This window comes from Streptomyces sp. H27-C3, assembly GCF_030063415.1.
In the GTDB taxonomy this organism is placed as follows: Bacteria; Actinomycetota; Actinomycetes; order Streptomycetales; family Streptomycetaceae; genus Streptomyces.
Map to the genome: position 1 here is coordinate 23,324 of NZ_JASITA010000036.1, position 19,031 is coordinate 42,354.

Consider the following 19,031-nt stretch of genomic DNA (forward strand, 5'->3'; position numbering starts at 1 on the left):
TGAGGCAGTACGTGTCCGGCCAACACCACCGTCGTTGTCACCGCCGTGATCAAGGTGACTCAGAAGTTGATGGCCAGCGCTGTCGCAGCCACGGCAGCCCTGTCCCAGGCCTCCACTTCTCCGTGTACCTGCCGCCCGGTGGGGTTTTCCGTGGAAAGGGGATGATATTTCCCCTGTGTGACGAGTCCCTGATCGCTCCACCGAATCCTGGCCGCGTCTCGCCGAAGAGTGGCATAAGCACGGTCCCATTTGTCCCTTCAGCGGCGGCAGTCAGGCCGTCGAGATGTAGAAGCTCATCACGTCGATGGTGTTGATCGCTCGCCACTGATCGTGGCTGCACCCGTCCCAGTCGCCCGATTTGCGGTCGGCGGGGAACTGGGCGGCCTGGTCACGGCCGACCAGCACCAGCATGTGGGTTTGCCCGATGCCCTTGACGCCGGGATAGCCGACCGGGCGGTTGGCGTCTTCCCAGCAGCCGGCGGAGGTGGGCGTCACGGGCGTGGCGGGATAGAAGCGGTTGTTCCCCGGATTGCCTTCCTGGTCCTTGGTTTTCGGGTCGGGCCGCCGGATGAGGTAGAGAACCTGACCAGCAGGTACGTCGAGGTTGAGCTGCCCCTTGACACTCACCTCCGGGTTACTGTCCGGGCTCACCACCGAATAGACCCTGGGCCTTAGGCCAAGGCCGTGAATTTAGGGCTTGCAGAGGATTAACTCGCTGTCTTGATCTTTGATGTCGGGGCGATGTCGAGGTGGGCGGCGAGGTCGTCGAGGGTGGCGAGTTGGGTGGCGGCGGGTTCGATGGTGTGCCTGATGTCGTGGAGGAGCCGGCGAGTCTGGCTGATGGCTCGGTTGAGGGTTACGGGTGTGACGGTGAAGAGCGGAGCGATAACGACCTGCGGGAGCTTGAACCGCTGGTAGAGGATGGTGGCCAGGAGCCGGTCGACGAGGGTGAGGCCGGGGCGCCGGCCCGTGTAGAGGCCAGCGGCGGGTACTTTCTGCCGGTCTCCGCCGCGTCGTTGGTGGAGGTCTTCTTCCCGCTGGAGTTCGCGGGCGGCTCTCAGCTGGGCGATCAGCTGGTCCCACTGGTCGGGCTGCAGGCCGGTCAGGTCCGGATGGACGAGCCAGGCGCGGTCGGGGCCGGGTAGGTCCTGGGGTGGGATGGGCGGGGTGCCGTCCCGACAGTATTCCTCGGGGCGGAGGGTGTAATTCCAGTCGCCGTGCCACTCATGGCGGGCCAGGGGAAGAGCGTCCAGTTGCCGGTCGACGATGCGGACTCCGGTGGCGTAGGTGGCAGTGTCGAGTTCGGCGTGGACTTTCAGGCCGGTTCGGGTGGTGGTCGCGGCGATGGACTGCACGATGACCTCGTGGCTGGCCAGAGGCCTGCCGCGCCAGTTCATCGTGATGTGGGAGAACAGCCGGTGCTCGATCCGGTTCCATTTGGACGTGCCCGGAGGAAAGTGACAGACAGTGATGTGCAGGCCTGTTTCCATGGCCAGGGCGGCGAGTTCGGCTTTCCAGGCGCGGGTGCGATAGCCATTGGATCCGCCGGCGTCGGCGGTGATGAGCAGGCGCCTGGCCTGCGGGTAGTCCTGCGTGCCGCGGGCTTTCCACCAGCGGCGGATGGATTCGACGGCGAAGGCCGCGGTGTCGTGGTCGGTGCCGACGCTGACCCAGCCGGTGTTCGTGGCCAGGTCGTAGATGCCGTACGGCACGGCCTTGCCGAGTTCCTTGTCGGGGAAGTCGTGGGTGCTCACTCGCACGGGGTCACCTGCGGGCCGCCACTCCTTTCCGCCGTTCTTCAACGGGCCCACGACCTCCTTCTTCTTCGTATCGACGCTGATCACGGGGTCGCCAGCCGCCTGGTGGGCCTTGGCCTGGTCGTTGATGTAGCGGAACTGCCCGTCCCGGTCGGGGTGTTGCCTTCCTTCGATGACCTTGGCGTTGCCCTGGAGACTGAAGCCTTCCTCGCGCAATACGTCGGCGACGGTGTCGGCGGATATCCGGTGGCCCTGGCGGGTGAGCTCGGCGGCCAGGTGACGGGTCGACTTCGTCGTCCAGCGCAAGGGCGACATCGGGTCACCCCGCACATCCGGTTCCACCAGGGCCAGCAGTGCCGGACGAAGTCCCGGGTCCAGGTCGACCACCCGTTTGCGGCCACCACCGACCCGGCGTACCCGCCCCAACGGGGCCTCACCACAGTCCAGTTCAGTGACGCCCAGTGACACCGTTGCCTCGCGCACACCCGCGGCTCGGGCGACCAGTCTGATCCCGCCGTGGCCCAGCGACCGGGCCTCGGCCGCCAGCAGTAGACGGCGCTGGCGCTCATCCAGATGTGGCAACAGCACTGTGAACTTCGCTGCAAGCGCCGCCGCTAGGTCTTCCGTCGCTTCCATACCACGCCAACGACCACCAAACCGGGAAGCTACGGGTAAATCATCTGCAAGCCCTTACGGCTCTGGGGATGTTGGCAAGAGCGGTCTGATCTGCGGGCTTCTGCGGACGTGAGAAGCGGAGCCCCGGTAGAACTGGCAGTCGACCAAGACAGCCGTTCACGACACCGGAGGCTCCGCTGTTCGATCAGTGTGTCATCACGCGTGAAATCACGGTAGCCAAGGGCCTGTTCGCCCCGGGCCATCTGGGGGAGCTCACCCGGATCGTCCCCTTCGAGATGGTCGATGCGGCCCTCGCCGAGACCGGTGCCGTCCAGCAACGGCTGCGGAAACTGCCCGCCCGGGTGGTGGTCTACCTGCTGCTGGCCGCCGCTCTGTTCGAGGAGTACGGCTACCTGGCCGTCTGGCACAGGCTCACCACCGCACTCGAGACGATACCGGTGGCGAAGGTCACCGGCACGGCGCTCTGGAACGCCCGGACCCGGCTCGGTGTCCGCCCCGTGCGAGCCCTGTTCGACCTGCTGCGCGGCCCCGCCTCGGCGATCCGCACCGGCGGGGCCCGCTGGAAGGGGATGCTGACGGTCGCGAGCGACGGCACCTACCTCGACGTCCCCGACAGCCCCCTGCACCGGGCCCGGCTGGGCAAGGGCTCCAACCAGTACGCCACCTCCGGCTACCCGCAGATATGCCTGACCACCCTCGTTGCCTGCGGCACCCGCGCGGTCATCGATGCCGCCTTCGGCCCCCGCAGCAGCGGAGAAACCGTCTACGGCAAGCGGCTGATGCGTTCGGTGCACACGGGCATGATCGTCCTGCTGGACCGGGGCTTCGCCAGCAACACGTCCCTGGCCGCCGTCGCCACCACCGAGGCCGCCTTCCTGGCCCGCGCCTCGGCCTTGGGCGTGAGGCCCGCCCAGTCGGCCGGGTCGGTGTGACCGGAAGCCACGGTCCCCGTGGTGGTCAAGTCGTCTAGGCAATCAGCCTGTTGGTGTTCGGACCCGGGAACCCGCAGGGATGTGTGGTGTCCGCAGTGGGTGTCTGTTCCCCCAGTCGCGGGCTGGGCTCCGGCGGGGGAAATGGCGGCCCCGATCAGAGCCGAGACGAGGAGGGCGATGCCGGCGAGCCCGGTCGGGGGTGAGAAGGCGCGAAGGGTCAGTGGCATGGGAAGGCCTCCGGTGAACTGGTGCGATGAGCTTGGCCGGAGGTTAGGGGTCGGACACCGCGTTCTGATACGGCCGCGCTCCCCATGCCGGCGGCCGCTCCGGTGGGGGCTGCCGCCATGGTGGACGAACAGCGTGCTGTGCCGCGACGTGCTGATCGCGCATCAGCTCACACTGCCATCAGCGCGGCCTCAGGGGCAGCTTCCGTCGGCGATGACGTAGTACCCGGCGGGCGACTCCTTCAGGGTGTGGGTGACGAAGGTGTTGTACAGACCCATGTTCTGGCCGGAGCCCTTGGCGTACGCGTAACTCCCGTCGGTGGTGGCCCGTCCGGCCTGCACCTGCTGGTAGTTGGTGGCCGTCCAGCATGCCGGGGCGGCCCCGGTGGTGCTCGCCGTGACTGCTGCGGACCGGGCTCCTGCCGTGCCGGCGCTGTCCCGGGGTGCCACTGTGTAGGTGTGGCTGGTGCCCGCCGCCAGGCCGGTATCGGGGTACTGGGTCGATCCCGGGGTGGCGACCTGGGTGCCGTCACGGAACACCGCGTAGTCGGCGACGCCGGCCACCGCGTTCCAGGTCAGGGAAATGCTTGTGTCAGTGGCGCCGGTCTTCGACAGCCCGGTGGGGGCCGGCAGGCTGCCCGGGCCCGGAGCGGACTTGTCCAAGCCGAAGAACTGTGTGATCCAGTGGCTTGAGCAGATCGAGTCAATGAAGTTGACCGTCCCCGTCCTGCCGCACTGCTCAGGCCCAGAACCCGGGTCGACCGGAGTGCCGTGCGCGATGTCGGGGACGCGATTGACCTTTACGGCCACGGTGCCGTCGTCGGCGAGATACTCCTGGTGCCGAGTGGCGTTCGGCCCGATGGTGGTGCTGCGGTCCGGGGTCTGGGACAGGCCGTGCAATGCCGTCCACTGGTCGCGCAGCTCGTCGGCGTTACGCGGAACCACCTTGGTGTCCTTGTCGCCGTGCCAGACGGACATCCGTGGCCAAGGCCCGTTCCAGGCCGGGTAGGCGTCGCGAACGAGCTGGGCCCATGCGGCGGGGCTCCTGTCCACACCAGGACTCATGCAGGTGAACGGACTGGTGTCCTTGGCGCAGTCGTACGGGAGACCTGCGACCACCGCCCCGGCGGAGAAAACGTCCGGGTAGGTGGCAAGCATCACCGAGGTCATCGCACCCCCGGCCGACAGACCGGTGACGAACGTACGAGAGGTATCAGTGCCGTACGCCGTGGCCGCGTGCGCCACCATCTGACGAATGGAGGCCGCTTCGCCCTGACCGCGCCGGTTGTCCAGCGCCTGAAACCAGTTGAAGCACTGGCTGAAGTTGTTCGCCGAAGTCGTCTCGGCGAAGACGACTATAAAGCCGTGCCGGTCGGCGAGTTCGGGCAGACCGGAGTTGTCCGCGTAGACCTGTGCGCTCTGGGTGCAGCCATGCAGCGCCACCACCACAGCAGGGTTGGCCGGGAGCGACGAGGGCCGGTAGACGTACATGTTCAACTGGCCCGGGTTGGCACCGAAGTTACTGACGCGCTGCAGCGTGACCGCGGCGTCGGCAGTGGCGGGAGCAGCCACGACGAGCGCCACGACAGTGAACAGCCGCACGAACATGGACCGCCACCCGCGCCGGAGCGAGGGTGGTTGAAGTATCTGGGGGGACGACAGCATGGTGACTCCCTGGATGACGGACGCGGGACACCCGGGCCGTTCCCTCGGCGTGGCAGGAGAGGAAACGGCCCGGGATGCCGGTCACCCTAGAAGCACCCTGGTCAGCGGCGGCATGGCAGGGAACACCACAATCCGGTCGGTGTCAGTCCGCTCCACGATGGTTGCGCGGGGCAGCCGCCGAGTGCTAGACGGCAGCCGAGTGCCGGGCAGCGGCGGCCGCATCAAGGTGTGCGGGCACCATCAGCTCGGCCGCCGTCGCCGTACGCACGTCATGGGCACTCACTCCAGGGGCGAGTTCCCTCAATAGGAAGCCCTCGGTCGTGATGTCGACGACCGCCAGGTCCGTGATGACGCGATGTACGACGGCCCGCCCCGTCAGCGGCAGGCTGCACTTGGTCACGAGCTTCGGTGTCCCGTCCTTCGCCGTGTGCTCCATGAGGACGATCACGCGGCGGGCACCGTGCACGAGGTCCATGGCACCGCCCATCCCCTTGACCATCTTTCCGGGGATCATCCAGTTGGCCAGATCTCCCGAGGCGGAGACCTACATCGCTCCCAGCACGGCGGCGTCGATGTGGCCGCCGCGGATCATGCCGAAGGACTGCGCGGAATCGAAGAACGAAGCACCCGCCAGGGTGGTGACGGTCTCCTTGCCCGCATTGATCAGATCGGCGTCGACCTCGTCGAAGGCCGGATACGGGCCCACACCGAGGACGCCGTTCTCCGACTGCAGGACCACCTCGATGCCCGGCGGCAGGTGGTTCGGGATGAGCGTGGGGAGCCTGATGCCGAGGTTCACGTACGTCCCGTCGGTCAGCTCCTGTGCGGCACGGGCTGCCATCTGCTCGCGGGTGAGGGCCATGTCAGACGCCGCCTTCCTGCTCGTTCCGCACTGTCCGGCGTTCGATACGCCGCTCGGCCGCGGGATCGTCGGGGAAGACCCGGACCACCCGCTGGACGAAGACACCCGGCAGGTCCACCTCGTCGGGATCCAGCTCGCCCGGCTCCACGAGATGCTCCACCTCGGCGATGGTTGTACGCCCTGCCATAGCCGCAAGCGGATTGAAATTGCGCGCCGAAGAACGGAAGACCAGGTTCCCGTGCCGGTCCCCGATGGTCGCCCGTACCAAGGCGAAATCGGTGGTGATGCCTTCCTCCAAGAGGAACTCGCTGCCGTTGAACACCCTGGTCTCCTTCGCCGGCGATGCCACAGCGACACTGCCGTCGGCATGATGCCGCCAGGGAAGCCCGCCCTCCGCGATCTGCGTACCGACACCCGCAGGCGTGTAGAAGGCCGGGATACCCGCGCCCCCGCCCGCAGCCGCTCCGCGAGCGTTCCCTGCGGCACCAGCTCCACCTCCAGCTCCCCGGTCAGATACTGCCGGGCGAACTCCCTGTTCTCCCCCACATAGGAACTGGTCATCCGGGAGACGCGGCCCTCACGCAGCAGCAGGCCCAGCCCCCAGTCCTCCACGCCGCAGTTGTTGGAGACCACCTGGAGACTGGTCAGCCTGCGCTCCAGCAGGGCACTGATCAGCACGCTCGGAATACCGCACAGTCCGAAGCCGCCGACGACCAACGATGCCTCGGCCGGTATATCCGCCACCGCCGCAGCCGCGTCTGCCACTACCTTGTCCATGCCCATCCGCTACTCCTACGCCCGACATCGAGCCATTGGTCCCGACCGGCCTCGTACCACCCGACCGACACACCGACCCTAGAAACGCGGCGGGGCCGCTGCCATGGCTGTGCCCTACACAGTTGGCCTCCCTCTTGTGTGAGTGAGATCCCCCCGAAGAAGAACCAGCAGTCCGTGTCCGATGAGGTGCAGTGGGGCCCCGACCCTGGAGTTTGGACACCGTAGACACTAGATCTTGAGGATCTGGGAGAACGGAGTCCCTGTGGGGATGAAGCACTATCCGCAGGAGTTCAAGGCGGACGCGGTCGCGTTGTACCAGTCACGGCCGGGAGCGACGACCAAGCCGGTCGCCGCCGATCTGGGAATGAACACGGAGACGCTGCGGAACTGGATCCGGGCGGCCGACGGACGGCGTCCAGGTGCGCACTCCGACCGCCCGGCCTCCCCGGCCCAGGCCACGACCGGGGCGGAGGCGGAGGTCGCCGCGCTGCGCAAGCGGGTCCGCGAGCTGGAGGAGGAACGCGACATCCTACGCAAGGCGGCCCGGTATTTCGCCGGGGAGACGCGCTGGTGAACCGCTGCCAGTTCGTTGACGATCACCAGCGCCGCTACGGCGCGAAGCGGCTGTGCGCCATCGTCGGGATCGCCCGCTCCAGCTTCCGCCAAGAAGTGGGACTACTCGGACCGCCGCAGCAACACCGGACGCCCACCAACCGCGTCGGCTGTCAAGAGACTTGTGCTACGCCTGGCCAAGGAGAATCCCCGCTGGGGCCACCGACGCATCCAGGGCGAACTGACCCAACTGGGTCATCCCATCGCACCGTCCACGGTCTGGGAGATCCTCACCGCCGCCGACGTCGACCCCACGCCGCTCCGGCCCCTGCTGGTGCGAGTTCTTGACCGCCCAGGCCGAAGGAATCATCGCCGCAGACTTCTTCCACCTCGACACTGTGCTCGGAAAGCGCCTGTGCGCGATGGCATTCCTGGAGCACGGCACCCGCGAACTCCACATCACCGACGTCACCTCCCGCCCGACCCGTGCCTGGACCGTGCAGCAGGCCCGCAATGTCGCGGGCGAACTCGAGACTCGGATGAAAATCCTGCGCTTCGTGCTACGCGACCGGGACGCCAAGTACGACGCCTCCTTCGACGCCGTCTTCCGATCCGAAGACGTGGACGTCCTCCTCAGCGCACCCCGGACACCGCGGATGAACGCACACTGCGAACGCGTGATCGGCACCGTCCGCCGCGAAGCCCTCGATCACGTCCTGATCATGAACGAGGCCCATGCTCGACGCGTTCTGGCCGAATATCAAGACCACTACAACGCGCGCCGCCCCCGTCAGTCCCGGAACCAACAGCCACCCGACGCCATAAGGGAGCCCACCCGAGCAAACGACCCCGACAGTCGCAGACTCCTCCGTACCCGGGTCCTCGGCGGAGCCAACAACGAGTACCGCTATGCCGCTTGAGCTGCAGCGATGACTTTTCGAGCAGTACAGGGACCGCGTGTCGTCCTCCCTGCTGCCGGGGGTGATTGACGGCTGGCCGGGCGCCGTCTCCCAGGGCACGCACAGCGATCGAGGGGGCCCGACGCAGGGGGCTGGACGGGGGTCTGGCAGGGCCTGGCCGCCTCCAGATAATGCCCAGGTGCCGGATGGATATCTCGCTATTTGAAGGGTAATTACCATCACTCGGCGCTGGCGAATCGTGTTTCTCATCATACTGTGCCCAGTGATCATGTGGGCTAGCTTGCGGATGTGACTGCCTCTCAGCTCTCCGGATCACCGGGCTCCTTCGCCGAGCTAACCGACGTCCTCTTCGCTGCTCAGCTGGAGCAGACTCACGGGCCGTGGAGAAGGCTGTTCAGCTCCGAGCCGTTCTCCTTCAGAGAGGGGCTGACCCACGAGGAGCGCATAGCACTCTCGTATGAACGTCTTCGCCTGGTCAACGCAACCGTGGGCAGCCCGCGAGGCCTCGCCACCGACGCCGTCGCGCTCACTGCGCTCCATGAATGGGCGGGTGTCGTGGACGCAGGTATGGCGACCATCGTCAGCATCCACTACAACCTGTTTCTGGGCAGCCTGCTGGACCATGACCATGGGGAGCGGGATCTGTCGGAGTATATTCACGCGAGCCGCCTCGGTACCTTCCTGTGTACCGAGCTCGCCCACGGCAACGCCGCTGCCCAGATGGAGACGACCGCGACACTGGATCGACTGGCGGGCGGATTCGCTCTGAACACCCCGACACCTGGGGCGGTCAAGTTCATGCCGAACACGGGCCCCGCAGGAGGAGCAAAGGACGCTCTTGTCGCGGCACGTCTGCTCATCGACGGAGCTGACTACGGTGTCTTCCTGTTTCTGTGCCCCCTCAGCGACGAGGCGGGAAACCCGCTGCCGGGCGTAGATGTGCGCCCACTGCCCCAGACGGCCAGCAGCCCCGTTGACCACTGCGCCACGGCCTTCCGAGACGTCCGGCTCCCTCTCAGTGCACTTCTGCAGGGCGACCACGGCCGCCTCACACCGGAAGGCGAGTTCATCAGCACTTTGGGCAGTCCGCGCAAGCGATTCCTGCAATCCATCGGCCGCGTCACGATGGGCAAGCTGTGCATGAGCGCGTACAGCCTGGGGGTCACGCGCCATGCCCTGGCCGTCGCCATGCGCCACGCCCACACCCGGTTCACGTCCGGCATGACCAGCGGGCAGCAGGTACCGCTGATCGCCCATCGCAGTCACCACGCCCCGCTGCTCCACGCCGTCGCGACCACATACGCCGCCACGCTTCTGCATCGGAACGTCGTTCAGCAACGTTACCGGGTAACGGACGCCAACCGCGACGAGTACGAACGCCTGACAGCCATCTCCAAGGGCTGGATCACTTGGCAGGCCCGCGCAGTCATGACCGAATGCCGCGAGAGGTGCGGCGCCCAGGGCCTGCTCCTGGCCAACGGCATAGCAGGCCAACAGCAGGCCAACGAGGGGACCATCACGGCCGAGGGCGACAACAAAGTGATCTGGGTGAAGGCCGCGGGCGAAATGCTCATGGGAGGCTTCACGCCGAAGCCGCCCAGCGAGATCCTGCCGGAGAGCCGCTCACTGGACGATTCTCAGTACCTGCAGGACCTCTTGGCCGATCTTGAGCGAATGTGGCACTCACGCGCGCGGAAACGGCTTCGAGACCGGGCCAGCTCCCCCATGGCACGGTGGAACGCCGCCGTCACACCCGCTCTGCAACTGGTCGATGCCCACGTCCACCGGCTGGCCGGCGAGGCACTGCTGACCGCCATCAGCCAGGTCGTCTCACCGCAGACCCGCGGGCTGCTCGGCGACCTGCACAGCCTCTTCGCCCTGCGGCAAATCGCTGCGCACAGCGGGGACCTGCTGGCCGACGGCCGGATGACAGCCGCCCAGGTTCAACAGCTCTCCGACAGGGTCGAGGCGGTCATCGGCGCCCTTGAACCGCATGCTCTGACCCTCACCGAAGCATTCGCGGTGCCCGACACGCTCCTGAACGCTCACCCGATGCTGCACCCCGATGCGGCACGCGTCTCGGCGCCGGCGGCCGGGATGGCCAGTCACGTATAGAGCGCCCGGTGCATGGCGTGGGTGAACGTGCCGCCCGCACTCAGGGCGTGCACAATTTGGCCGCAGAAGGATACGCAGCCTCCGAGGCTGCGGAATGTGTACCCCCCGCGCGAGCTCCTGCAGTTCTGTACTGATCACGAGTCTCCAGGACCAGACGCACGGCGCGCTCCTTGAACTCCTTCGGGTATTGCTTCGCCATAACGGACTCGATCCTTCCAAAAGATCGAGCCTCGATCAAACCTGGAACGGTGCACAAGAGATCGCACCGACGACCGGCGACTACGCGCAGTCGTCGACAGGGCAAACGTTGCCTGATCCGGCCCTAACTAAGCTAAGGGCTGTCCCGTAATCCCTGGTGGATCAGCGCACGGCGTCAGATGCGGTGCATCGCAAGGCGGAGGGACGTTCGCATACTGGACGTATTCGGGCGTTCCGGCAACGCGGCGAGGTGCCGTAGCTGTCGTCGTGCGCCTGCCAGGGATTGCGGGACAGCCCTTAGCCTTCCGCCGGCGGCCCGCAGAGCGTCTCGCGCAGCAGGGCCGCCTCGTGGTCGAGGTGGTGCAGCAAGGCCTGCAGGGCGGGGGTGCGCGTGCGGTGGGCCGCCTCGGTGGTGCCCACCGTGCGGCCCACCGAGGGCAGTTCGACCGGCAGGGCGGCGAGGTGCTCGTCGGCGCGCAGGACCAACTCGGGCAGCAGCGCCACCATGTCCGTCTGCAGGAGAAGTGCCCGCATGGTGAGGATGGACGTGCACTCGACCCGGTCCGCGGGCAGCGCGAGGCCCCGGTCCGCGAAGAGGGCGCCGAGCTCTTGGCGCAGAGCGGTCTGTTCGACGGGGAGGATCCACGGGAAGTCGAGGGTGTCCGTGAGCGTGACGTCGGCGGCCCCCAGGAGAGGGTGGCCGGACCGGACGGCGAGCCGGATGCGTTCCCGGTACAGCCGCCGCTGGCGCAGCCCGTCCCCCTCTTTGGGGGCTGGCCCCACCCGGCCGACGATGACGTCCAGTTCGCCTGCCAGCAGCGCCGGATGGAGGACGTCCGGCGTCCCCTCCCGTACGACGACCGTGACCCGGGGCCGTTCCCGCTTGAGCTGGGCGACGGCTCGGGGCAGCAGCACGTTGGTCCCGGCGAGGAGCGCGCCCACGGTCACCGTGCCCTCCCGGCCCTGCCGCAGCCCGGTGAGGTGTTCCCCGGCTCGCCTCATCTCGGCGATCACGGCCCGGGCGTGCTCCGCCAGTGCCTCTCCGTAGAGCGTCGTCCGCATGCCGCGCGGCAAACGGACGAAGAGCGGCAGGTCGGCGATGCCCTCCAACTCGCGAAGGGTGCGAGTGCCGGCGGGCTGGGTGAGGTGAAGTGTCTCGGCCGCCCGCACCACGCTGCCGTGGTCGACGATCGCGACGAGCAGCATGAGGTGCCGGAACTTGAGTCGGCCGTCCAGGAGGTTCATCGCCGGGGGTTCCTTCCGGGAGCGGGCGGGCCGAGCCACGACATACCCAATTCGGTATGAGGAGCATGCCTTTTGGCATTGGTTCGGCATAGCTCGGTGGGCGCATGATACCGGCACACGCCGGGGGACCAGATCCGAATCCCCGGCCTGGCAACGGAGGTCTGCAAGGTGCGCTCACCTGTGCGGCATTACGTAGGGGGCGGGTTCGACGCGTCGGGCATCCCGTTCCCGCTCATCGACCCATCCCGGGGGACCAGCGTCGGCGAAGCGCCGTCGGCTCCCCGGGAGTTGGTCGACCGCGCGGTGGGCGCGGCGCGGGAGGCACTTCGCGGCCCATGGGCTTCCTGGAGCCCGGCGGACCGTGCGCGGCTGCTGCACCGGATCGCGGACGGCATCGAGCAACGCTTCGAGGAGTTTGTCAGCGCCGAGTGCGCCGACACGGGAAAGCCCCACGAGCTGGCCTCGACGGTCGACATCCCGCGCGCGATCGCCAACTTCCGCTCGTACGCGGACCTCTTGGCCGGGCGCAGCGAGCGGTCCTGGCACACGAGCACCCCGGACGGCCGTGGCGCGCTGAACTACACAGTGCACAAGCCGCTCGGCGTGGTCGCGGTGATCTCGCCGTGGAACCTGCCATTGCTCCTGCTCACCTGGAAGGTTGCCCCTGCCCTCGCCACGGGCAACACGGTGGTCGCCAAGCCCTCCGAGCTGACCCCGGGCACGGCCTGCCTGCTGGCGGAGGTGATGGCCGAGGCGGACGTACCGGAGGGGGTCTTCAACCTCGTCCACGGCGGCGGTGCGGACGCCGCCGGGCAGTGGCTCACCGAGCACCCGGGGGTGGACGCGATCGCCTTCACCGGAGAGTCGCGCACCGGCGGAACGATCATGCGGGCCGCCGCCGCGCGGCTGGCTCCCGTCTCGTTCGAGCTGGGTGGCAAGAACGCCGGTCTGGTCTTCGCCGACACGGATCTGGAGCAGGCTGTGGCGGGCACCCTCCGCTCGTCCTTCACCCACAGCGGGCAGGTGTGCCTGTGCACCGAGCGGGTGTACGTGGAGCGGCCGGTCTTCGACGCGTTCGCCGAGGCGCTGGCCGCCGGTGCGCGGGCGCTGAGCGGATACGGCCCGATGATCTCGGCGGCGCACCGCGACAAGGTGCTGGGGTACATCGGCAAGGCCGCGGCCGACGGCGACGTGCTGGCTGGTGGTGGGGCGCCGCGCTTCTCCGACGACCGGGACGGCGGCTTCTGGGTGGAGCCGACCGTGCTGGCGGGGCTGTCGGAGGACCATCCGGCGGTACGGGAGGAGATCTTCGGGCCCGTCGTCCATCTGGCGCCGTTCGACACCGAGGAGGAGGCGCTGGCGCTCGCCAACGCCGGCCCGTACGGGCTGGCCGCCACGGTGTGGACGGGTGACGTGAGCCGGGCGCACCGCGTTGCCCCCGCCCTCGACGTCGGGATCGCCTGGGTCAATACCTGGAACCTGCGCGACCTCCGTACTCCCTTCGGAGGGGTGAGGGCCTCCGGGATCGGGCGTGAGGGCGGCGACCACTCCCTCGACTTCTTCTCCGAACCGATGAATGTGTGCGTGAAGCTGTGAACACGGTGGACGAAGCTGTGGCGAGGGCCGCCGAACGCCTCGACACGGCGCGCCGAACGGGCGTTCCGTGCGATCCCGTCCGCGACCTGCTCCCCTCCGGGGACCTGGCGGCCGCATACGCCGTCCAGGCTGTCCTCAGTGACCGCCGCCTCGCCGAGGGGCGTCGCGTCACCGGCTGGAAGATCGGTCTGACCTCGGCGGCCGTGCAGGCCCAGCTGGGCGTCGACACACCGGACTTCGGCCCCTTGATGGACGACACCGCCGTGCCGGACGGCGCCGAGATCCCCTGGGGCGCGGTGCTCCAGCCCCGGGCCGAGGCCGAGGTCGCCCTGGTTCTTGAGCACGACCTCAGACACGAGCGGCACACCGTGGCCGACGTGATCCGGGCGACCGCGTTCGCGCTGCCCGCCGTCGAGGTGGTGGGCAGCCGGATCCGCGACTGGGACATCTCGGCCGTCGACACCATCGCCGACAACGCCTCCAGCGGCGCGCACGTCCTGGGCACCCGTCCCGTTCCGCTGCGGGAGCTCGACCTGCGGACCGTCGGCATGGTGCTGGAACGCCGCGGTGAGCCCGTGTCCACCGGTGCGGGCGCCGCCTGTCTGGGAAATCCGCTGCACGCCGCCGTCTGGCTGGCCGACACGCTCGTACGGCTCGGCCGCCCGCTGCGGGCCGGGGACACCGTGCTCACCGGCGCGCTCGGCCCCATGACGACCGTCGAGCCCGGTGACGTGCTCGAAGCCCGTATCGACGGCCTCGGTTCGGTGCGTGCGGCCTTCAGGCGCACCGGACGGGAGGGAGACACTCGATGAACAGCACGGCACTGGCCGAGGCGCTCGACACCGCAGCACGCGACGGCCGTCCGCTGGCCGGCGGCGGAAGCGGCCTCAAGGGCGCCGAGGAGGCGTACGCCGTCCAGGAGGCTCTGGTCGCACGGCGGCTGGCCCGCGGCGAGCGGCTCACCGGTTTCAAGCTGGGCTTCACGAGCCTGGCCAAGATGCGGCAGATGGGTGTGTCCGACCTGATCCACGGGCGGCTGACGGACCGGATGGAGATTCCCGACGGGGGACGCTTCGACGCCTCCGCGCTGATCCATCCCCGTGTCGAGCCCGAGGTGGCCTTCCTCCTCGGCGACACACTGCGCCCCGGCACCAACCCCATGGCGGCGGTCGCGGCCGTGGCCCCGGCACTGGAGGTCATCGACTCCCGCTACAACGGCTTCCGGTTCTCCCTGCCCGAGGTGATCGCCGACAACACCTCCGCCGCCGGCTACACCGTGGGGCCTTGGAGCGCCCCGGGCGACCTGAGCAACCTAGGTGTTCTGTTGGAGCTCGACGGTCGTCTGGCCGAGGCCGGTTCCACTGCGGCGATCCTCGGGCACCCGCTGCGCGCCCTCGCCGCCGCGGCCCGGCTCGCCGGTTCGCTGGAGCCCGGCACGGTGATCCTCGCCGGCGCGGCGACGGCCGCCGTACCCCTGCCGCCCGGGACTCACGTGCGGGCCACCGTCGCGGGCCTCGGCACCGTCCGGTTCACCACCGAGGACGACGCGTGATGGTGCCCGGCGCCGCCCCGCCCCGCGGCCGCTTCCCCCACCTCAGGCGCGCGGGCGACCTGGTCTTTGTGTCCGGCACGAGTTCGCGCCGTCCCGACGGCACCTTCGTCGGCGCGAGCGCCGACGCGATGGGGGTGACGAACCTCGACATCCGCGCCCAGACCCGGGCCGTTCTCGACAACATCGCGCGCCTGCTGGCCGCGGTCGGCGGGGGCCTGAAGGACCTGGTCTCCGTCACCACATATCTGGTCGGCATGAACGACTTCGGCGGCTACAACGAGGTCTACGCCGAGTACTTCGACGAGAGCGGTCCGGCCCGCACCACCGTCGCCGTCCACCAGCTTCCCCACCCGCACCTGCTGATCGAGATCAGCGCCGTCGCCCACATCCCCCAGAGCAAGGAACCGCGCCGATGACCATGAGACCGTTCAACCTCCAGTCCTGGATCGAGGAACACCGCCACCTGCTCAAGCCGCCGGTCGGCAACGTCCAGATCTGGCAGGACGCCGATCTGATGGTGACGGTCGTGGGCGGCCCCAACCGCCGCACCGACTTCCACGACGACCCGATCGAGGAGTTCTTCTACCAGCTCAAGGGCGACATGGTGCTGCGCGTCATGGAGGAGGAGGGATGCCCGCCGCGCGACATCCACATCCGCGAGGGCGACGTCTTCCTCCTCCCGCGTCACGTGCGGCACTCCCCGCAGCGGCCGGAGGAGGACAGTGTCGGGCTGGTCGTCGAGTTCGCCCGGCCGCTGGGTCAGCGCGACGCCTTCGAGTGGCACTGCACGGAATGCCACCACCTGGTGCACCGCAGCGAGGTGCAGCTCACCTCGATCGTCGACGACCTGCCGCCGGTGTTCGACACGTTCTACGGCGACGAGGCCGCCCGCACCTGCGGGAACTGCGGCGCACTGCACCCGGGCAAGGACTGGCCGGAGGAGCTGCGTCCGCGCACCCGACGCGACGGGGCGGGCGGCGCATGACCGTCGTCGACATCCACGCCCACGTCTTCCCGGAGATCGGCCGCGCCGAGTCCCGGCTGCTCACCGGTTCCGACGACGGCCCCTGGCTGCGCACCACGGACGGCCCGGACGCCGGGATGATGATGGCCGGGGCCGCCGAGTACCGGCCCGTACGCCGCACCCTGTGGGACCCGGCGGAACGCGTCGCCGACCTGGACCGACTCGGCGTGGACATCCAGGTGCTCTCCAGCACCCCGCTGCTCTTCGGCTACGGGCTGGATTCCGAGCGCGCCACCGACTGGTGTCGGACGGTCAACTCCCACCTGCTGGAGTACAGCTCGTACGCTTCGCACCGGCTGGCCCCGCTGTGCCAGGTGCCGCTCCAGGACACCGAGGCGGCCTGCGCCACGCTCACCGAGGCGATGCGCCAGGGCTTCCACGGCGTCCACATCGGCAACCACCTCGGCGACCGCGACCTCGACCACGGCGCGCTGTTGGAGTTCCTCACGCACTGCGCCGAGAAGAACGCCGCCGTCCTGGTCCACCCCTGGGACCTGCCGGCCGGCCCTCGCTTCTCCCGGTACATGCTGGCCTGGCTGGCGGGCATGGCCGCCGAGACCCACCTCACCATCCTGTCGTTGATCCTTTCCGGCACCTTCGAACGTCTCCCGGCGTCGCTGCGGCTGCTGTTCGCCCACGGCGGCGGCAGCTTCCCGTACCTCTTGGGCCGGGCCGACAACGCCTGGCACCGCCGCGAACTCGTCCGCGCCGACAGCCCGCACCCGCCCTCGCACTACACCAACCGTTTCGCCGTCGACTCCGCGGTGTTCGACCCCGGCGCGCTGCGCCTGCTGGTGGACGTGATGGGCGCGGAACGGGTGCTGCTCGGCTCCGACCATCCCTTCCCGCTCGGCGAGGAGGAGATCGGCCGGCTGGTCCGGGAGAGCGCGCTCACCCCGGAGGAGACAGCGGCCGTCCTCGGCGGCAACGCCGTCCGTTTCTTCGGTCTGACCCCGTTGCTGAAGGAGGCCGTCCGATGAGGGCAGCCGTTATCGGATCGGGCAACATCGGCACCGATCTTCTCATCAAGATCGTCCGTGGCTCGGGGAGCGTCACCGCCGCCGCGATGATCGGCATCGACCCGGAGTCGGAGGGGCTCGCACGGGCCCGTCGGCTCGGAGTGCGGACCAGCGCGGACGGAGTGGCGGGGCTGCTGGCGCTCGATGACTTCGACGACATCGACATCGTCTTCGACGCCACCTCGGCAGCCGCCCACCACCGCAACGCGGCCACGCTCGCGCCGTATGGCAAGCGGATCGTCGACCTCACGCCGGCGGCCATCGGCCCGTACGTCGTCCCTCCCGTCAACCTCGACGAGCACCTCGACGCCCCCAACATCAACATGGTCACCTGCGGCGGCCAGGCCACCGTCCCGATCGTCGCCGCCGTCTCGGCGGTGGCAACGGTGCACTACGCGGAGGTCGTCGCCTCGATCGCCTCGCGGTCGGCGGGCCCGGGCACCCGGGCGAACATCGACGAGTTCACCGAGACCACCGCCCGCGCGCTGGAGCAGGTGGGCGGCGCGTCCCGAGGCAAGGCGATCATCGTTCTCAACCCGGCGGAGCCGGCGCTGCTGATGCGCGACACCGTGCACTGCGTCGTCGACGACTGCGACACGGAGCGGGTGGCCGCCTCCGTGCACGCGATGGCTGCGTCCGTCGCCGCGTACGTGCCCGGCTACCGGCTCAAGCAGGAGCCGCAGTTCCGCAGGCCGGCCGACGACGACCCGCTGGCGCGGCTCGCCGGGGTCGGCCGGCTGCTGGTCTCCGTGTACCTGGAGGTGGAGGGTGCCGCCCACTACCTCCCGGCCTATGCCGGAAACCTCGACATCATGACCTCCGCCGCGCTGCGCACCGCCGAGCGCCTGGCCGAACGGAGTCCGGCCCGATGACCTCGGTCTACGTCCAGGACGTCACCCTTCGCGACGGCATGCACGCCGTGTCACACCGCTACACCCTCGACCAGGTGCGGGCCATCGCGGCCGCCCTGGAGGCCGCGGGTGTCGACGCCGTCGAGGTCGCCCACGGCGACGGCCTCTCCGGCTCCTCCGTCACCTACGGCCCTGGCGCGCACACCGACTGGGAGTGGCTGGAGGCGGCGGCCGAGGTGCTGGACAGCGCAAGGCTCACCACCCTGCTGCTGCCCGGCGTCGGCACGTCCGAGGACCTGCGCCGCGCCCACGCCCTCGGTGTCACGTCCGTGCGCGTCGCCACGCACTGCACCGAGGCGGACATCGCCGCCCAGCACATCGGTCTGGCCCGGGAGCTGGGGATGGACGTGGCGGGCTTCCTGATGATGTCCCACATGGCCCCGCCGGTCGAACTGGCCGCCCAGGCCCGCCTCATGGAGTCGTACGGCGCGCACTGCGTCTATGTCACCGACTCGGGTGGCCGGCTGACCATGGACGGCGTACGGGAACGGGTCCGCGCCTACCGCGACGTCCTCGACCCCGACACCGAGATCGGCATCCACGCCCACCACAACCTCGGCCTGGGCGTGGCCAACAGCGTCACGGCGGTGGAGGCGGGCGCCTACCGCGTGGACGCCTCGCTCGCGGGACAGGGCGCCGGAGCCGGAAACGCGCCGCTGGAGCCGACGGTGGCGGTGTTCGACCTGATGGGCTGGGAGCACGGCTGCGACCTGTTCCCGCTGATGGACGCGGCGGAGGAGCTCGTACGGCCGACGCAGGACCGGCCCGTACGGGTGGACCGGGAGACGCTGACGCTGGGCTACGCCGGGGTGTACTCCAGCTTCCTGCGTCACGCGGAGGCCACCGCCCTGCGCCACGGTCTCGACACGCGGGACCTGCTGGTCACGGCCGGACGGCGGCGGCTCGTCGGCGGGCAGGAGGACCTGCTCACCGACATCGCGCTCGACCTCGTCCGGGACCGCGGTGCCGACGCCCCCGCACCCGCCGCCTCCGTGACCGCCGATCCCCTCACCGCCGCCTCTCACGCAACGACGGAGTGACCTTGT

Annotated in this window: 15 protein-coding genes and 3 pseudogenes; 12 read left to right on the forward strand and 6 right to left on the reverse strand. The window is 69.1% G+C overall.

Features of this window, described 5'->3' with window-relative positions:
• Positions 1–270: 270 nt before the first annotated feature.
• Together QMK30_RS29020 and QMK30_RS29025 are read right to left on the reverse strand one after the other, a co-directional pair.
• Positions 271–654 (reverse strand): hypothetical protein, encoded by a 384-nt coding sequence (locus tag QMK30_RS29020; protein WP_283521303.1) that lies wholly within the window; start codon positions 652–654, stop codon positions 271–273.
• Between the two features lie 53 nt (positions 655–707).
• A complete protein-coding gene (locus tag QMK30_RS29025) occupies positions 708–2,393 on the reverse strand; it encodes an ISAzo13 family transposase (protein ID WP_283521304.1) in 1,686 nt (561 codons plus the stop codon).
• A gap of 242 nt (positions 2,394–2,635) precedes the next feature.
• Between QMK30_RS29025 and QMK30_RS29030 the strand changes: the two genes are divergently transcribed.
• On the forward strand, positions 2,636–3,325 hold the full coding sequence (locus QMK30_RS29030) for a transposase domain-containing protein (RefSeq protein WP_283521342.1): 690 nt from the start codon (positions 2,636–2,638) through the stop codon (positions 3,323–3,325).
• Between the two features lie 416 nt (positions 3,326–3,741).
• Here QMK30_RS29030 and QMK30_RS29040 read toward each other — a convergent pair whose 3' ends face one another.
• The 3 genes and pseudogenes from QMK30_RS29040 to QMK30_RS29050 all read right to left on the reverse strand — a co-directional run bounded on the left by QMK30_RS29040 (position 3,742) and on the right by QMK30_RS29050 (position 6,859).
• On the reverse strand, positions 3,742–5,214 hold the full coding sequence (locus QMK30_RS29040) for an extracellular catalytic domain type 1 short-chain-length polyhydroxyalkanoate depolymerase (RefSeq protein ID WP_502963244.1): 1,473 nt from the start codon (positions 5,212–5,214) through the stop codon (positions 3,742–3,744).
• 184 nt (positions 5,215–5,398) lie between these two features.
• Positions 5,399–6,076 (reverse strand): annotated as a pseudogene (locus QMK30_RS29045) (CoA transferase subunit B).
• 1 nt (position 6,077) lies between these two features.
• Positions 6,078–6,859 (reverse strand): annotated as a pseudogene (locus QMK30_RS29050) (CoA transferase subunit A).
• A gap of 262 nt (positions 6,860–7,121) precedes the next feature.
• Here QMK30_RS29050 and QMK30_RS29055 point away from each other — a divergent pair.
• From QMK30_RS29055 to QMK30_RS29065, 3 genes and pseudogenes are all read left to right on the forward strand, one after another.
• Complete coding sequence (locus tag QMK30_RS29055) at positions 7,122–7,427, forward strand: transposase (RefSeq protein WP_283521305.1); 306 nt, start codon at positions 7,122–7,124, stop codon at positions 7,425–7,427.
• An 87-nt stretch (positions 7,428–7,514) separates the two neighbouring features.
• Positions 7,515–8,325, forward strand: a pseudogene (locus tag QMK30_RS29060) (integrase core domain-containing protein); the annotation flags it as partial.
• A 288-nt stretch (positions 8,326–8,613) separates the two neighbouring features.
• Positions 8,614–10,440, forward strand: a complete 1,827-nt coding sequence (locus tag QMK30_RS29065) for an acyl-CoA dehydrogenase (protein ID WP_283521306.1) — start codon at positions 8,614–8,616, stop codon at positions 10,438–10,440.
• Positions 10,441–10,935: 495 nt separating this feature from the next.
• On the opposite strand, the gene QMK30_RS29070 is transcribed toward QMK30_RS29065, so the two are convergent.
• On the reverse strand, positions 10,936–11,883 hold the full coding sequence (locus QMK30_RS29070; RefSeq protein ID WP_283521307.1) for a LysR substrate-binding domain-containing protein: 948 nt from the start codon (positions 11,881–11,883) through the stop codon (positions 10,936–10,938).
• 180 nt (positions 11,884–12,063) lie between these two features.
• Here QMK30_RS29070 and QMK30_RS29075 point away from each other — a divergent pair, with 180 nt between their 5' ends.
• Genes QMK30_RS29075 through dmpG form a run of 8 tightly spaced genes read left to right on the forward strand, consistent with a single transcriptional unit; the run spans position 12,064 to position 19,025 of the window.
• The gene (locus QMK30_RS29075) at positions 12,064–13,479 is read left to right on the forward strand and encodes a 2-hydroxymuconic semialdehyde dehydrogenase (RefSeq protein WP_283521308.1); all 1,416 of its coding nucleotides are present in this window, start codon (positions 12,064–12,066) and stop codon (positions 13,477–13,479) included.
• Positions 13,464–14,291, forward strand: coding sequence for a 2-keto-4-pentenoate hydratase (locus QMK30_RS29080; protein ID WP_283521309.1), 828 nt, complete (start codon positions 13,464–13,466; stop codon positions 14,289–14,291). The genes QMK30_RS29075 and QMK30_RS29080 overlap by 16 nt, the downstream gene beginning before the upstream one ends.
• Positions 14,288–15,031, forward strand: coding sequence for a 2-keto-4-pentenoate hydratase (locus QMK30_RS29085; protein WP_283521310.1), 744 nt, complete (start codon positions 14,288–14,290; stop codon positions 15,029–15,031). Before QMK30_RS29080 ends, QMK30_RS29085 begins: the two co-directional genes overlap by 4 nt.
• Entirely contained in the window at positions 15,031–15,447 is a 417-nt protein-coding gene (locus QMK30_RS29090) for a RidA family protein (protein ID WP_283521344.1), read from the forward strand. The genes QMK30_RS29085 and QMK30_RS29090 overlap by 1 nt, the downstream gene beginning before the upstream one ends.
• The gene (locus QMK30_RS29095) at positions 15,444–16,016 is read left to right on the forward strand and encodes a 3-hydroxyanthranilate 3,4-dioxygenase (RefSeq protein ID WP_283521311.1); all 573 of its coding nucleotides are present in this window, start codon (positions 15,444–15,446) and stop codon (positions 16,014–16,016) included. Before QMK30_RS29090 ends, QMK30_RS29095 begins: the two co-directional genes overlap by 4 nt.
• The gene (locus QMK30_RS29100) at positions 16,013–17,035 is read left to right on the forward strand and encodes an amidohydrolase family protein (RefSeq protein WP_283521312.1); all 1,023 of its coding nucleotides are present in this window, start codon (positions 16,013–16,015) and stop codon (positions 17,033–17,035) included. Before QMK30_RS29095 ends, QMK30_RS29100 begins: the two co-directional genes overlap by 4 nt.
• Positions 17,032–17,946 carry an acetaldehyde dehydrogenase (acetylating) gene (locus QMK30_RS29105; protein WP_283521313.1) on the forward strand — a complete coding sequence of 305 codons (915 nt, stop codon included), beginning with the start codon at positions 17,032–17,034 and terminating at the stop codon, positions 17,944–17,946. The genes QMK30_RS29100 and QMK30_RS29105 overlap by 4 nt, the downstream gene beginning before the upstream one ends.
• The gene (gene dmpG, locus QMK30_RS29110; RefSeq protein WP_283521314.1) at positions 17,943–19,025 is read left to right on the forward strand and encodes a 4-hydroxy-2-oxovalerate aldolase; all 1,083 of its coding nucleotides are present in this window, start codon (positions 17,943–17,945) and stop codon (positions 19,023–19,025) included. The genes QMK30_RS29105 and dmpG overlap by 4 nt, the downstream gene beginning before the upstream one ends.
• Positions 19,026–19,031: the final 6 nt, after the last annotated feature.